Source organism: Alteromonas sp., assembly GCF_984505615.1.
On record NZ_CFHOXV010000005.1, the window covers coordinates 84,016 to 99,852 of the forward strand.

Annotated in this window: 15 protein-coding genes; 10 read left to right on the plus strand and 5 right to left on the minus strand. The window is 50.1% G+C overall.

Features of this window, described 5'->3' with window-relative positions:
• Positions 1-49: 49 nt before the first annotated feature.
• Positions 50-2,401 carry a TonB-dependent receptor gene (locus AC4PME_RS05385; RefSeq protein WP_491044820.1) on the minus strand — a complete coding sequence of 784 codons (2,352 nt, stop codon included), beginning with the start codon at positions 2,399-2,401 and terminating at the stop codon, positions 50-52.
• A 376-nt stretch (positions 2,402-2,777) separates the two neighbouring features.
• Here AC4PME_RS05385 and AC4PME_RS05390 point away from each other — a divergent pair, with 376 nt between their 5' ends.
• On the plus strand, positions 2,778-3,797 hold the full coding sequence (locus AC4PME_RS05390; protein WP_491044819.1) for a LacI family DNA-binding transcriptional regulator: 1,020 nt from the start codon (positions 2,778-2,780) through the stop codon (positions 3,795-3,797).
• A 42-nt stretch (positions 3,798-3,839) separates the two neighbouring features.
• Positions 3,840-5,141, plus strand: coding sequence for an MFS transporter (locus AC4PME_RS05395; protein ID WP_491044818.1), 1,302 nt, complete (start codon positions 3,840-3,842; stop codon positions 5,139-5,141).
• Here AC4PME_RS05395 and AC4PME_RS05400 read toward each other — a convergent pair.
• Positions 5,122-6,057 (minus strand): AEC family transporter, encoded by a 936-nt coding sequence (locus AC4PME_RS05400; protein WP_491044817.1) that lies wholly within the window; start codon positions 6,055-6,057, stop codon positions 5,122-5,124. The genes AC4PME_RS05395 and AC4PME_RS05400 overlap by 20 nt on opposite strands.
• A 102-nt stretch (positions 6,058-6,159) precedes the next feature.
• On the opposite strand from AC4PME_RS05400, the gene AC4PME_RS05405 reads away from it, so the two are divergent.
• The gene (locus AC4PME_RS05405) at positions 6,160-7,029 is read left to right on the plus strand and encodes a LysR family transcriptional regulator (protein WP_491044816.1); all 870 of its coding nucleotides are present in this window, start codon (positions 6,160-6,162) and stop codon (positions 7,027-7,029) included.
• Positions 7,030-7,113: 84 nt separating this feature from the next.
• A complete protein-coding gene (lexA, locus tag AC4PME_RS05410) occupies positions 7,114-7,740 on the plus strand; it encodes a transcriptional repressor LexA (protein ID WP_119503154.1) in 627 nt (208 codons plus the stop codon).
• A gap of 101 nt (positions 7,741-7,841) precedes the next feature.
• Here lexA and AC4PME_RS05415 read toward each other — a convergent pair whose 3' ends face one another.
• The gene (locus AC4PME_RS05415) at positions 7,842-8,981 is read right to left on the minus strand and encodes a serine hydrolase domain-containing protein (protein ID WP_491044815.1); all 1,140 of its coding nucleotides are present in this window, start codon (positions 8,979-8,981) and stop codon (positions 7,842-7,844) included.
• Between the two features lie 109 nt (positions 8,982-9,090).
• Positions 9,091-9,663 (minus strand): YceI family protein, encoded by a 573-nt coding sequence (locus AC4PME_RS05420; RefSeq protein WP_119503152.1) that lies wholly within the window; start codon positions 9,661-9,663, stop codon positions 9,091-9,093.
• Between the two features lie 408 nt (positions 9,664-10,071).
• Here AC4PME_RS05420 and coxB point away from each other — a divergent pair, with 408 nt between their 5' ends.
• The 4 genes from coxB to AC4PME_RS05440 are packed head-to-tail and all read left to right on the plus strand — an operon-like array spanning position 10,072 to position 14,289.
• Positions 10,072-11,157, plus strand: coding sequence for a cytochrome c oxidase subunit II (gene coxB / locus AC4PME_RS05425; RefSeq protein ID WP_491044897.1), 1,086 nt, complete (start codon positions 10,072-10,074; stop codon positions 11,155-11,157).
• A 9-nt stretch (positions 11,158-11,166) separates the two neighbouring features.
• Positions 11,167-12,789 (plus strand): cytochrome c oxidase subunit I, encoded by a 1,623-nt coding sequence (ctaD, locus tag AC4PME_RS05430; RefSeq protein ID WP_119503151.1) that lies wholly within the window; start codon positions 11,167-11,169, stop codon positions 12,787-12,789.
• 9 nt (positions 12,790-12,798) lie between these two features.
• A complete protein-coding gene (locus AC4PME_RS05435; protein ID WP_119503150.1) occupies positions 12,799-13,389 on the plus strand; it encodes a cytochrome c oxidase assembly protein in 591 nt (196 codons plus the stop codon).
• 21 nt (positions 13,390-13,410) lie between these two features.
• On the plus strand, positions 13,411-14,289 hold the full coding sequence (locus AC4PME_RS05440) for a cytochrome c oxidase subunit 3 (protein WP_119503149.1): 879 nt from the start codon (positions 13,411-13,413) through the stop codon (positions 14,287-14,289).
• A gap of 21 nt (positions 14,290-14,310) precedes the next feature.
• On the opposite strand, the gene AC4PME_RS05445 is transcribed toward AC4PME_RS05440, so the two are convergent.
• Positions 14,311-14,520, minus strand: a complete 210-nt coding sequence (locus AC4PME_RS05445; RefSeq protein WP_119503148.1) for a DUF2909 domain-containing protein — start codon at positions 14,518-14,520, stop codon at positions 14,311-14,313.
• Positions 14,521-14,550: 30 nt separating this feature from the next.
• On the opposite strand from AC4PME_RS05445, the gene AC4PME_RS05450 reads away from it, so the two are divergent.
• Both AC4PME_RS05450 and AC4PME_RS05455 read left to right on the plus strand, forming a co-directional pair.
• Entirely contained in the window at positions 14,551-15,261 is a 711-nt protein-coding gene (locus AC4PME_RS05450; RefSeq protein WP_490707890.1) for an SURF1 family protein, read from the plus strand.
• Between the two features lie 5 nt (positions 15,262-15,266).
• The gene (locus AC4PME_RS05455; RefSeq protein WP_119503146.1) at positions 15,267-15,824 is read left to right on the plus strand and encodes a redox-active disulfide-containing membrane protein; all 558 of its coding nucleotides are present in this window, start codon (positions 15,267-15,269) and stop codon (positions 15,822-15,824) included.
• Positions 15,825-15,837: the final 13 nt, after the last annotated feature.

The following is a 15,837-nucleotide window of genomic DNA, read 5'->3' on the forward strand; positions in this document are numbered from 1 at the left end:
GTGCGGACAAAAGCAACGTTGTCTTTTATCCGCGAAATGTATCACCGGGTTAATAAGCGCCGAAGCGATATGTAAATTCAACACCCATATAACGCTGGAAGTCTCTGGTCAGCTGCGCGTTAATGTTGCTCTGATCAAAGATAGCCGTACCGATTTGAGCAACATAGGTGTCGTTGAGTGCATTTTTCGCAAATACACTGGCGACCCATTTACCGTCATCAGCCTGCAGACCGACAGTCAGATCCAATACGCTGTAGCTTGGCAGAACAAGATACGGTGCCTGGTTCTGATTCATCTGGGTTTCATCCTGCCAGCGGTAATTGGCGCTGACGAACATATCCATGTCGCCGTCCAGGTAGATGTTGTATTTGCCGGACAATGTAAACTTAGTATCCGGAGAGTTAGGCACATCTCCGCCGGTAATCGACTGGAAGCCGTCAATACAGCCTTGTGCTGCTGTTTGATTGAAATAGCATTGCTGATCCTGGAATTCTCCGTAGGTTGCATCGATAAAGGCGACACCACCACTGATCAGTAACTCAGGGACAGGCTTGGCGTTAAACTCTACTTCCAGACCTTCGGTGATAACTTCACCGGCGCTGGTAAGTGAGAAGGTCACCGTTTCCGGGTTGTAAGCCTGACCCTGGAAATTTTCGAAGGTAGTGTGGAAACCGGTGACAGACAGACGCAGTCTGCGGTCGAAAAACTCTGAACGCACACCGCCTTCCCAGGCTTTGTTTGTTTCCGCCGGTACAGGTGCGGTACGGCTTTCGTTCAGCGAGAAAATCAAGTCGAAGGCAGGGGCTTTGTAACCTTCGGCATAGCTACCGAAAATCATGGTGGTATCGTTGATATCGTACGACAGTGCCAGGCGGCCTGTCAGTGCGTCGTCTTCGGTTTCATTGGTGAAATAGCCGGCTGACGCAGGCAGTGCCGGTAATCCTGAGAACGGGCCGGTAATGACTGCAGCGCCGCGGGCGAAATCAAAAGATATTTCATCTTTGGTGTAGCGCAGGCCCAATGACGCAGTAAAATCTTCGGTTACATCCCAGTCTGCCTGACCAAAGAATGCGTAGTTGCGGGTATCAACTTTTGAGTCCATCGCAGCAAAACCGATGCCTGAGCCTTCTTCTGAACAGGCGACAGTGCCCACAGCCGGATCGTAGGCATCGGCGCAGCGCATCACTTCACGTTCAAAATAACGCTCAACGGTTTGCTCCCAGTAGAATGCACCCGCTGTCAGGAAAATATTATCAGTGGCCTGGCCGGATAAACGCAGTTCCTGTGAGAACTGGGTTTGTTGCTGATCGCCGCCGCCGGAAGCGCCGTTTTTGGTGAACAGTACATGGCCTGTTACCGGCGACGTGTACGGATTGATATCTGCATCCTGAGCTGTTTCCAGGGTGAAGCCGCGATAAGCAGTAATTGAGGTCAGCGCAAAGTCTTCAAAGCTGTGGTTGTATTCAACTGAGATCCCGCCGGTTTCAGTGTTTGAATATGCCGGACTGGCAATCTTGACCTTGTTGTTACCCCAGGATACATCCACGTCGGCATAGTCTTCTCCTAACTGATGCAAGTCTGCCAGTGAACCCCGGCCAATACTTTGTAAAACTGGCGTACAGCAGTCCCTTTCCTGCTTCGAATAATCGGCAATAATATAAACGTTGTCATTCATGCCCAGATCGATATCGAGTTTACCTCTTACACCTTTACTTTCGTCTCCGTTGATGGTGTCGCCATTAGTAACATTTTCCACAAAACCATCGAAATCACGGTTATAAAAAGACAACCGTCCGCGCACATTGTCACTGATCGGGCCGGTCACCTGACCCATCATGCCCCAGGCGTCATCATCAGTGAGCGTAAGGCGGACTTCACCAAAGAATGAATCTTCCGGACGTTTAGTAAAAATACTCAGTACACCACCGGAAGCATTTTTACCAAACAAGGTGCCCTGCGGTCCGCGCAATACTTCAACCCGGTCAATATCTGCCAGATCCGACAAAAACTGTACCGTACGGCCAAGGGGGACACCGTCAATGACTGTACTGACAGTAGGTTCTACAGCGGTCTGGAACGCGGTGGTACCAATCCCGCGAATGTTCACACCGGAACCTCGCATATCGCCGGACTGGTTAAATGTCACCGACGGACTTACCTGAACTAAGTCCTGGAATTCTGTGGCCTGAGCGGCATCTAAAATTTCGCCGGATACTGTGGTAACGGCAACCGGTACTTCCATGAAGCCCTGTACCCGCTTCTGTGCGGTGACTTCAATGACCTCCAGTTGTGAGTTCGCTTTCGCGTCATCACTGGTGTTGTCCTGAGCGGCGGCATAAGTGGATGTCATCGTGCCCAGTGCGAGCAACAATGCGCGATTCAGTGGTTTTTTGTTAAACATCGGATTTTCTCCTCAGAGTGTAGTCCTTTCGGGGCTGTTATCAGCACCCGGCAAATTAACGGTTTTTATTTTTATCATTCACCGGTACAGCAAAATCCGGTGCGGCAAATGTTTAATATCTGTTAAATGTTTAATAATCATACTACGTTGATATTTAAAAAGTCTATCGTTGTCTTTTTGGTGTTTGTTAAATCAAATAAGTTTAATTTGATGATTTTAGTTGAATTTATTTTATATATTCTTAATGGTTATAAAGCTATTTGTATTAAATATATGCCATCGTTGTCTATTTGCGGAACTTTTTACAACCTGATGGATTCTCTGTCAGGTGCCTTCTGTGGCACAATGTATTCATAAATAAATGAAGCTCGCCATAATGAAGACGGATAAGAATCTCACGGTACATGATGTCGCCCGGGTTGCCGGTGTATCAATTAAAACGGTATCCCGTGTATTAAATAATGACCCGACAGTCAGAGATAAAAATAAAGAAAAGGTGCTCAGTGCAGTGGCCGCAACCGGCTACCGGCCGGACCTCAATGCCAGGCGCCTGCGCACTAAACAGTCTTATCTTATTTGTCTGTTATATATGGACTATGCCTCGAACTCCTATTCGGCGAGACTGACATCCGGTGCTATCGAAGTGTGTGACGAAGCCGGCTACGATTTACTGGTGCGGCCGGTAAAAGACAGAACCTCGCTGGCCGAACAGGTTAAGGCACTGGCGGAACGTTCAAACCCTGACGGTTACATTCTTACGCCACCACTGTGTGATGATCAGGGAGTATTGTCAGTCATCGAAGCTGAACAAAAACCGGCGGTTAAAATTCTGCCTATGTCACTGGACGCCAACAGCTGCGTCTCCTGTGACATTGTGGCCGGCGTGAAAGAGGCGGTGAGTCATTTACTTACGCTGGGGCACCGCCGTGTTGCGATCATTAATTTTAACAATGTACACGGTGGCTTACTGCGTTATCAGGGCTATGAAGAAGCGCACCGCGATTTTGATATTCCTATTGATACATCGCTGGTTTTTCAGGGCCCTATGTCGTCAGATGAAGAATATGAAAAGATTATTCGTCGCCTGCTGTCCGGGGACGAGCGCCCCACCGCATTTTTTACCTTCAATGATTATCTTGCCACTCTGGTTTACAAAGTGGCCAGCCAGCTGAAATTGCGGATCCCCTACGATGTATCGGTGATAGGTTTTGATGACGACCCTTCCAGTAAGAATCTGTGGCCACCACTCAGCACTGTGCACCAGCCGGTGGGCAATCTGGGGCGCGCAGCGGCCGGGAAGCTGATCCAACAGCTTGTGTTGCATCGTCCCTATGAAGAGAAAGAAGATCTGACGTGTAAATACGTGCAGCGAAGCTCCTGCGGGCCGCTGCTCTGATATGAATATGCCGGTTGCTATCCCGCCCTCCGGAAGCTGCTCATGCTGACATTTTTCCAGAGACAGGCCTATGCATCCGGCGCTTTTACTAAAAGTACACTCTGGAACTTTACTGATTTACTGCTGCTTTATTATTTTGCCGATATACAGGGACTGGGGGCAGCGGCAGCGGGCCTGATCCTGATGGTGTCTCTGCTTGTTTCCGGCGTGCTGGATATCTCGCTGTCTCTGCTTCTCGACAGATATAATTTGCACTACCAGAAAGTCATCGCCTCAGGTGCGCCGCTGACAGTACTGTCGTTCGCTATTTTGTTTTATCCCCTGCCAGCCGGTGCGGACTATCTGTTTACTTTTTATCTTGTGGTGACCATCCTCTTTCGCATTGGTTATGCACTGGTAGACATACCTCACAACGCGATGATGGGGTCACTGACCAGAGACAGCCATGAGCGGACACGTCTGTCTTCATCCCGCATTTTTTATAATTCCTGTGCAATCCTGCTCTTCGCCGCATATGCCGGCGATACACTTGCCATGCTGGAGTCACAGGATAACGGGATGCGGACTATCTTGCTTATCACGGCAAGCGTGTTCATGCTGGTGAATATTTATTTATGTATTTTGCCGGTCTGGCGGGAAGGTAATCTGACAGCGGTCAAACACCCGCCTCCGCTCAGTAAAGCATTCCGTGCACTCCTGCGAAATAAGGCATTCATGGTACTGGCGTTATATTCATTGCTGCCGTGTATCTTTATTCCGGTGTTCTACAAATCCGGCGTTTACTTCGCAAGCATGCTCTTTCACGACGAGAAGCTGACGACCTGGCTCATTATGAGTCTGGCGGCAGGAAAGCTGGTGGCGCTACCCTGGTTTAACCATCTCTCACAGCGCATGGAAAAGCATCATGCCATGATCCTTGCGCTGGCCGGGCTGGCTGTGACTTTCCTTAGCTTTCTTCTGCTGATCCCGGCCACGATGACCGGCGCCTGTGTTTATTTCGTTGTTTGTGGTTTTTTCTCAGGCGGACTGCTGGTACTGGTGTGGTCAGCATTACCAGACACCATTGAATACGGTGCCAGGGATCAGGGGATACCTAATCAGGCGCTTACCTTTGGCGCATTTCATCTGGTGATGCGGATAAGCGACGGTCTGTCTTTTGCTGTGATTGCCGGTGCGCTGGAATATGCGGCGCAAAGTGCAAACGCTGATATTGAGTCTGTGCTGTTCGTCGAAATCATTACGCTGGTAGCCAGCGCAGGCTGTCTGCTCGGGGCTGTGGTGCTCTGGTTTTATCCTCTCACCCGGGCGGTGCATAACGCGTTAGCTACTGAAAAAGATAAATAATGACGCCAAGGGTAAACGGCGACATTACGGTAGTGATGAGGATCGACGCAGAGACCTTTCCCGCCTCTTTCTGATAATACTCTGCCAGCATAAACGGGCCTGTACCTGCAGGTAACGCGCTGAGTAAAACCACGTAAAAAATCCCTGTCGCGTTATCAGGCATGATCAACACCGCGATTACGTATGCCAGCGCCGGGTGGATAAGTAGTTTAGTGAGCACAAAGCTGATAACGGAAGCGCTGCTGCCTTTCATTGAGGTATGACTGCCGGCAATAAACAATCCTATAGTCACCAGTGCGCAGGGGGCTGCAGCGTGACCCAGCAACGATGCCGTGGTCAGCAATGGTTGCGGAGCATCAATATCAAAAGCCGGAAACATTACCCCGGCCAGTGGTGCAATCACCACCGGATTTTTCAGAAGCTTTGAACTTACATCTGCAATCAGACTACGAAGGCTTACTGCTTTACTGAGATCAATCTCAATCAGCACAATGGCAACAGCAAATAAAACACAAACGGTGATGATTGTCGCAATGAGCACTGGCGTCTGCGTTTCGCTTCCTGCTACCGCCATGAGCAAGGGAAAGCCCATAAATCCGGTATTGGCGTAACTGGTGTTTAGCCCGTCTATTGCACTCTCTGATAACGACATATTACGTTTCTTTTGTACTGCGACAGTAAGCGTAAAAATGACAAACACGGCGAGGGTGAAGCTCAAAACAAAACCCGGTTGCCAGAGAGACGCAATGGCAGACGTTGCTGTGATGTCAAAAAGCAGCGCAGGCAACGCCAGCCAGACAACAAATTTATTGAGTTGTGTAGTGGCAGAGTCGTTCAGCAAATCCCTTTTGCGTAAATACCAGCCAAGGAATATGAGGGCAAATATGGGGAATATGAGCGTGAAAACAGACAACATGAAATGACAGGTGATCAGGGAACCGGCGGTCAGATTACCTTTAGTCTTATCATTCAATCCAATATAGAATTGAGTTAATTCTGATACAAGTATTGAATCGTAATGGATATAAAACCCTTAAGATATTTTATTGCGGTAGCAGAAACCGGTCATGTGGGTCGGGCTGCGCAGCGGCTAAACATCACTCAGCCACCTCTCAGCCGACAGATCGCACTGCTGGAAGAAGAGCTGGGTACGGCATTGTTCAGCCGTCACCCGAAAGGCGTGAGCCTGACTGCCGCAGGAGAGCAGTTTTACCGCGACAGCAAAACCATATTGCAATCGGTCAGCAAAGCTGCGGAACGGGCGAGAGCGACCGGTGCCGGAAAGTCGGGAAGCTTGTCTGTGGGATTCATGATGCATGCGGCTTATAACATTGTGCCTGAACTGGCCAGACAGTTTATGTCCCGCTATCCCGCTGTGTCCTTTCATATTCAGGAAGTTATTCCCTTTGAGTTAATTAACGGCGTTACTTCTGCGCAGTTTGATGCCGCCATCATGTTAAAGCCGGCGACCTCCCGCGGACTGGAAATGCTGTCTTTGCGCACTGAAGCACTCTGTCTGGCAGTGCACAAACACCACCGGCTGGCCGTGGCAAAAAAAGTCTGCGCAGAGGATTTAGTTGACGAAAAATTCATTGTTACGCCCCACAATGTGGCGCCGGAGCTGCGTAACACCATTGAACAGTACTGTGCTGGAGCGAACTTTGTGCCCCGTGTGGTGTTAGAAACCCAGTTACAGCAAACCATCGTGTCGCTGGTGGCCAGTGAAGTAGGGATTGCGCTTGTGCCTGAACCGTTGAAGCAGGTGTGTCCGCCGGATGTGGTTCTGCTGCCGCTGAACAGAGCGCCGGTGGTGGAATATGTGCTGGTATGGCAGCAGGACAACAGCAACCCGGCGCTGGCACGATTTATTGAGTGCGCCACGGAATAACCGTAATAATTTCGCCGGCAGCTCTTGTCAAACCAGCGCAACTGTATATACTCACAGGAACTGTATAGAAAAACAGGGCTGTTTATGCGTCCACTTACTCCAAGACAAACGGAAGTTCTCGAACTGATCAAAACCACCATGCTGGAAACCGGCATGCCGCCCACCCGTGCGGAAATTGCGAAGCAATTAGGGTTTAAATCAGCTAATGCAGCAGAAGAGCATTTAAAGGCGCTGGCCCGTAAAGGTGTAATCGAAATTCTGGCGGGTACCTCACGGGGTATAAAGCTGAATATTCCGCTGGAAGCAGAAAACGATGAAGACGCAGGCTTACCGTTAATCGGCCGTGTTGCGGCAGGTGAACCTATTCTGGCGCAGGAACATGTGGAAATGCATTACAAGGTCGATCCTGATCTGTTCCACCCCCGTGCGGATTTCCTGTTACGTGTAAACGGTATGAGTATGAAAGATATCGGTATTCTGGATGGTGATCTACTTGCCGTTCACCGTACTACTGACGTGCACAATGGGCAGGTAGTTGTTGCCAGGGTTGATGAGGATGTCACGGTAAAACGTCTGGAAAAACGCGGCCGCGAAGTATGGCTGCATGCAGAAAATGAAGAATTCGATACCATCAAGGTGGATCTTGCTGCTGAACCATTCAACATTGAAGGTCTGGCTGTAGGTGTTATCCGCAATGCTGACTGGATGTAAGTCTTTTCGCTAAGCGCGGTGCAATAACTATTGTGTGCGCTGGCCACAGCACTGAAAATTGGAAGGGCGATGATGTGAACCATCATCGCCCTTTTTCTTTACTATTGGCTGGTATGTGCAAAGTGCAGTGTCTTCAGCGCCAGCAGAAAAACATCAGCATTGTCTTCACCACTGACATTTTTTACTACAGTAACCGCTGTTTTATGTTCACGGCAAAGAATGGTCATTGTAATGCCGCCCATACTGCCACCTGAGTGCATCACAGCATCAGGAATATCGTCCATCAAAGCCAGCGCGCTGGCATTGTCTTTATACGCTTTACGTTGTTTGTAATCACCAAATCCGGTTTTCCAGCCTATGCCGAAGCCCACGGTTTCACCATTATTGAGCCTGGCTGGAGTAAACATGGCGCGGGTAGTCTCTGGTTTCAGGTAATCGCTTGCAACATGGGCTACAGCAAACCGGACAATATCTGACGGCGTAGAAATAAAACCGCCGCCGGCCCATTTATAGCTGTGATCCGTTTGTGGCGCATTAATCAGCTCACCTTCGTGTACGGTGTAAGGTCTCGCCCGGTGATCGATGATGGTGTACTGGTCGTCAAATACCGTGTTGTCCAGTTTCAGCGGCGCAAACACTTCTTCGTTAATGATGGCGCGGAAATTCCTGGACGGGTCAGCCCCTTCCATTGCGGCACTGACCAGTGTCCAGGCAAACGTTGAATAACGGTGATCTGTGCCGGGTGCAAACAGCAGAGGATCATCTTTAAACATTGCCAGTGCACTGTCGATATCCGGATAACTTTCATTCAGAAGAAATTCATTGGCCCCTTCTTTGTAGTGCCTGATACCGGCTGTATGTGAGGTAAGCTGGCGCAAAGTAATGACCGGTTTATCAGCAGGCCATGCGCTGACGTATTCAGTGACCGGTTTATCCAGGTCAATGTTGCCCGCTTCCGCAAGACGCATTAATCCGGCGGTGGCGATGAGTTTAGAGACACTGCCGATACGCACCTTGTGATCTGTCGTCATAGGTACATGATTTTCAACGTCGGCAAAACCGTAGCCTTTAGCCATCAGCATGCCCTTATCGTTACCGAGCGCCATGGTTATACCCGGCACTGTGTCACGACTTACCGCTTCTTCAAACAGAGCGTTAATAGCGCCGGAAGGAAGATCTTTGGCAAAAACAGAGGGTGTTAAAAATAACAGAAAAGAGGAGAAAACTGCGCGGCGCAACATAGAAGCAATCCCTGACAATAAAAACAATCAGACTACCGCAGTTAACAGGCCGCTACCAATAAAAAAGCCCGCTTGCGCGGGCCGGGCATCCGGACGGTGATGCGAAAACTTATTTAGCTTGTGCTTCTGTGGTGATGTGTAACGTCACTTCGTCACTTACATTCGGTACGTACATATCAATCCCGAAGTCAGAACGCTTGATGGTGGTCATTGCATCAAAACCAATCGCTTCTTTCTGTGTCATCGGGTGTACACCTGAACCATTCAGAGTGACATCCATAGTGACGGACTTAGTCACACCTTTGATCGTCAGATCGCCGGTCACTTCCATCGTCTTATCACCTGTCATTTCAACATCTGTGCTGGTAAATGTTGCAGAAGGAAACTTCGCTGCATTGAACCAGTCAGCACCGACAAATTCTTCGTTCAGTTTTTTAACAAATGAATCAATGGTATCAATTTTCACAGACACATCGATTTTGCTGTCTTCCGGCGCGTCTTTGTCAAACACGATGGTGCCTTCAGCGCCGTTGATAGCGGCTGTCGGGTTAGAGAATCCGAAGTGATTCCATGAAGCGATAACGCTGGTGTGAGTAGGATCAATCTGGTAGCTGACAGGCGCCGCGAATGCGCCTGCACTGATTAAACCTGAAACTAATACTGCCGGGATAAATTTATTCATTACACATTCCTTTCATAACGTTGATGTCACAAGTGTGAGGACGATTTACTTACCTATAATACGGCGTTCCTGAAATACGGATGTGTCGAAGATCTGAACGAAACATTCGAAATATCAGAATGAAGTGCTCTGACCCTGTTTCTGAGGCTACCCCGGCCATTTATTTTTTCAGAAAGACTAGACACAAGATGAAATCTGTTTAATTCTTATACCGTTGTTAACGAAAAAATAACAAAAAAAAGATAAAAATTAACAGGCGGCTAGCCTGATACGACAGGGTCCTGTGAGCAGGGTATTACACAAGATCCTCCATCACGGAGGTGTTGAGTGAAGAAACTCGTATGTAACGCAATGATGGTTTGGGGGTTAGCGATGTCTGTTATTCCGGCATCGCTGCAAGCAGAAACCATGGCAACATCAGACCGGGCAGGTGAAATCAACCTGAGACAAGGTGTCACAGACATCAGTGGACAGGTTTACGACCTGCATATGCTGATGTTCTCAATTTGTGTGGCCATCGCCGTGGTGGTGTTCGGTGTGATGTTTTACTCCATGTTCAAGCACCGTAAATCCCGGGGCGCCAAACCGGCGCACTTCCACGAAAACGTGAAAGTAGAAATCGCCTGGACAGTCATTCCTTTCCTGATCCTGATTTTTATGGCCGTCCCGGCAGCACAAACCCTCATCGCGATGGAAGATGCCAGTGAACCTGAAATGACGGTTCTTGTCACCGGTTCCCAGTGGAAATGGCATTACAAGTACATGGACAGCGATGTGTCCTTTTACTCCATCATGGCTACACAGCGTGAGCAGATTGAGAACAAATTCGAAAAAGGGGAAAACTACCTGCTTGAGGTAGATCGTCCTCTGGTCATTCCTACCGGACAAAAAGTCCGCTTCCTGATCACCTCTGACGACGTTATCCATTCCTGGTGGGTGCCCGATTTCGCAGTGAAGAAAGATGCTAACCCTGGCTTCATCAATGAGGCGTGGACCAAAGTGAATGAGCCCGGTATTTACCGTGGACAGTGCGCTGAACTGTGCGGGAAGGATCATGGTTTCATGCCGGTAGTGGTGATTGCGAAGAGCCCGGATGAATATAAAACCTGGATGACAGAGCAGGAAGCCATTGTGAAACAGGCGAAAGAAGAAGAACAGCGTCTGCTGGCCATGAACATGAGCAAAGAAGAGCTGATGAGTACCGGCGAGAAAGTGTACAACGCGACATGCGCAGCCTGCCACATGCCTAACGGTCAGGGGTTGCCGGGCGTTTTCCCTGCACTTAAAGGCAGTCAGATGGTATTGGAGGATCAGAAAGCGCACATCGATATTGTGCTTAACGGTAAAGCAGGCACGGCCATGCAGGCGTTTGGCAAGATGCTGTCCCTGAAAGATATCGCCGCCGTGATTACCTACGAGCGGAATGCCTGGGGAAATAACACCGGCGATGTGATCCAGCCTAAAGACGTTAATGCAGTAGCAACCGGTAAATAGGAGCGTGCGATGAGTAAAGCAACTGAAACTATGACGCCGGAGCACACTGCGGCACATGATGAACATCACGATGATCACCACGGACACGGCGCACCGGCAGGCCTGATGCGCTGGGTGCTGACAACTAACCACAAAGATATCGGTACGTTATATCTGTGGTTCGCCTTCATCATGTTTCTTACCGGCGGCGCGATGGCGATGGTGATCCGCGCCGAACTGTTCCAGCCCGGTTTACAAATCGTAGACCCGAATTTCTTTAATCAGATGACCACAGTGCACGGCCTGATAATGGTATTCGGTGCTGTCATGCCGGCGTTTACCGGTCTGGCTAACTGGCTGATCCCCATGATGATCGGCGCACCGGATATGGCATTACCGAGAATGAACAACTGGAGCTTCTGGATCCTGCCGTTTGCATTTTCCATGCTGTTAGGTTCACTGTTCATGGAAGGTGGTGGCCCGGCTTTCGGCTGGACCTTCTATGCGCCGCTGTCGACGACATACAGCAGCGACAGTACCGCGCTGTTTGTGTTCTCAGTCCATATTATGGGGATTTCTTCCATCATGGGCGCAATCAACGTAATCGTGACTATCTTTAATATGCGTGCGCCGGGTATGACATGGATGAAAATGCCGCTGTTCGTCTGGACCTGGCTTATTACTGCATTCCTGCTGATTGCTGTAATGCCTGTACTGGCCGGTGCAGTGACCATGGTGCTTACCGACAAATTCTTCGGGACAAGTTTCTTTGATGCTGCCGGCGGCGGTGACCCGGTTATGTTCCAGCATATTTTCTGGTTCTTCGGACACCCTGAAGTCTACATCATGATATTACCGGCTTTTGGCATTATCTCGCAGATTGTGCCGACCTTCGCCCGCAAGCGCCTGTTCGGCTATGCCTCCATGGTGTACGCCACAGCCTCCATCGCCCTGCTCTCATTCATCGTCTGGGCTCACCATATGTTTACCACGGGTATGCCGGTGTTTGCTGAAATGTTCTTTATGTTCGCCACCATGCTGATCTCCGTACCCACCGGCGTGAAAGTGTTTAACTGGGTGGCCACCATGTGGCGGGGTTCCATGACCTTTGAGATCCCCATGTTATTTGCTCTGGCATTCATTGTGCTGTTCACCATCGGTGGCTTGTCCGGATTGATGCTGGCCATTACACCTGTGGATTTTCAGTACCACGATACCTACTTTGTCGTGGCTCATTTCCATTATGTTCTGGTGACCGGCGCGGTGTTTTCTATTATGGCGGCGGTGTATTACTGGCTGCCTAAATGGACCGGTAAGATGTTTGATATCACGCTGGCCAAGTGGCATTTCTGGTGCTCACTGATTTCCGTGAATGTGTTGTTCTTCCCTATGCATTTTGTGGGGCTGGCGGGTATGCCACGGCGGATCCCTGATTACTCACTGCAATTTGCTGATTACAACCAGTGGATCAGTATCGGCGGGTTTGCTTTCGGGTTATCCCAGCTGATTTTCCTGGTACTGCTCATTAAAGCCTGCAAAAAGCAGGGCGAACCGGTTACGTCACAGGTGTGGGAAGGTGCAGAAGGTCTGGAGTGGGAAATTCCCTCTCCTGCTCCTTACCACACGTTTGAAACGCCTCCGGTTGTGAAGTGAGTTACCAAAATGGACAACCGCGCAGCCGGTAACCGCACCCTTACCCTGCGACTGCTTGTGGTCGTAGCGGGTATGTTTGGCTTCGGTTTCGCCCTGGTGCCTTTGTATGACGTGTTCTGTGATATCACCGGAATCAACGGAAAAACGGCTAACCGGGCCGCAGTGTGGCAGGGCAAAGATATTGATACCAGCCGCACTGTGACCGTGGAATTTATTACCCGCACAAACAGCGGCATGCCCTGGGAATTTCGTGCAGAAACACAGCGTGTGAAGGTGCACCCCGGAGAAGTGAATACCGTGGCGTTTTACGTCAGAAACCCGGCTGCCAGTAACATCATTGCTCAGGCAATTCCCTCTGTCAGTCCGGGACAGGCGGCCCTCTATCTGAATAAAACCGAGTGCTTTTGCTTTAACCAGCAGCCCTTACAGGCTGGTCAGGAAGCGTGGATGCCTATGTCGTTCTACGTGGATGCCGGGCTGCCGGAAGATATTACCTATTTTACCTTGCAATACACACTGTACGACGTGACCGCCAGGGCCGGCGATCTGAGCGGCAGTGATAACCCTTATTTACGACAGCCTGTAAGCGGCAGCCGCTGACAGGCCGGAAGGAGAGTAGCCATGCAACAAGAATATCAACGGTATTATGTGCCTGCACAAAGTCCCTGGCCCATTGTCGGGGCGGTAGCCTTATTTCTGATTGCGGTGGGAGCCGGCAACACCGTCATTGAAAGCACCAAAGGGGAAGGCGGGTACGGGCCGCATGTTCTGGCGGCGGGCATCGTCACGTTGCTGGTGATGCTGTTTGGCTGGTTTAAAAATCAGATTGATGAATCCATGGGCGGGTTATACAGCGATCAGCTTGGCCGCTCTTACCGTCAGGGGATGAGCTGGTTTATTTTCTCTGAGGTGATGTTTTTTGCCGCCTTTTTCGGGGCACTGTTTTACGCACGCATGATTTCGGTGCCTTGGCTCGGAGGCGCCTCGAACAATGCGATGACCAATGACGTGTTGTGGCCGGCATTTGAAGCCATGTGGCCCCTTGTTACCACGCCCGGGGGCACGACTACTCAGGAAATGAGTGCTGCCGGATTGCCTACCATTAACACCATTATTCTGCTGATTTCGTCCGTTACCCTGCACTTTGCTCACGTGGGTCTTGAACAGAACAAACGCAAACAGCTGACCGTCATGCTGGGCGTAACCATACTACTTGGACTGGGCTTTCTGACACTGCAGGTCGAAGAATATATCCATGCTTATCAGGAGCTGGGTCTGACACTGCAGTCCGGCGTGTACGGCAACACCTTTTTCATGCTCACCGGCTTCCACGGAATGCATGTGACGCTGGGTACCATCATTCTGATTGTGTTGTTTTTAAGGGTGCTGAAAGGGCACTTTACACCCAAAAGCCACTTCGCGTTTCAGGCCGGCAGCTGGTACTGGCATTTCGTCGATGTTGTTTGGGTAATGCTGTATCTGTTTGTGTATGTGCTTTAAGTGACAGCGCACCGGACCGCCTCAGTAAGGGGCGGGATTCGGACTGATAAGTCCGGTAGCCAGTGCGATAAGGATCAGGGTAACAATGATGACAGAGGTTAAGACACGGCGGCCGATGTATTTGCTCATAGGTTCGCCGTCCGGGTCATCTTTCATCATTACCCGCATGGCGAGAAACAAGTTAGCGATCATGTAAATCACTAAGCATACAAGGACGATTTTTATAATCATTTTTTTCTCCGTCAATAAGGGGAGCCAATTATGAATCAGGCAAACAGGTTCCGTTCCTTACCTCTCGCTGTTGTGGTACTTACAGCGGTTATCTGCATGATTTCGCTGGGCTTCTGGCAACTCGACCGGATGCACCAGAAAGAACAGCGTCTGGCTAGCATAGCGCAAAAAAGCAGCGAAGGGTCAATCTCTCTCAGTCAGCTGGATCCTGTGCGGGAAGATATCCGTGATTATCAGGTGGGGTTTAACGGCCGCGCTGATACATCTCAGATCCTGTTTCTGGATAACAGGGTGGAAAACGGGCGCGTGGGGTATGACGTTATCGTGCCTGTACATAGCAGTGAAGGCACTGTGCTGGTGAATTTTGGATGGGTGGAGGCGCCGCTAAGCCGGAATGAACTGCCCGGAGTGGATGTGGAAAGCAAGTTTCAGCACTTCCATGGCCGCATAACCATGCCGGGACACAACCCGGTGGTGCGCGAAACGTTGTCGTCTGATGCTACGTTTCCCGTGGTGGTGCAGGCGCTGGATATCCCCTTTATCCGCCGCCTGACCGGACAGCCTCTGCAACCCTTTGTGGTTGAGTTAACTGCACCGGAAGAAAGTGCGTTTGTCCGCAACTGGCAGCCCGTTGTCATGCCGCCGCAAAAGCACCTGGGTTATGCCATTCAATGGTTCGGGCTGGCCATCGCTGCGGCTGCAGTCAGTTACTTTTCAATGAATTCGAATAAAAAAGGATGATCAGTATGGCAGGAAAAAATAGCAAGTTGACTATGTTAGGCGTTGCCGCCGTATTTGTACTTCCGGTCATGCTGGCAAAGCTGGCTCTGGATAATCAGTGGTTTACCAATGCAGCCACTAACAAGGGAGAGCTGCTGCAGCCTGTGAGGGATCTGACCCCGGTGTTTGCCGCTGAAAAGCCTAAATGGCGCATTGTGTACTCTGTGCCGGAGCAGTGTGATGCCGCCTGCCAGAATGCGATTTACAGTATTCATCAGGTGTGGATTGCCCTTGGCCGGGAGACTGACCGGGTGGAGGCAACGGTACTGCTTACCGGTAACAGTGATGCCGCCATCGCTGAGAAGTTGCAGTCAGAACAAAACCTGCATGTTGTAAAGGTGGCAGACAGTCGTCAGCAGGCAGCACTTAATGTGAGTGATGCAGGGTCTATTTTGCTCGTCGACACCCTGAATAATGCCATGCTTCGTTACCCCACCTTTACCGACAAGCAAATGGCAATACAGCATAGCCGGGACATTCTGGCTGACGTGAAAAAACTGCTGAAACTGTCACGTATCGGATAATCCGGGAGGCAAG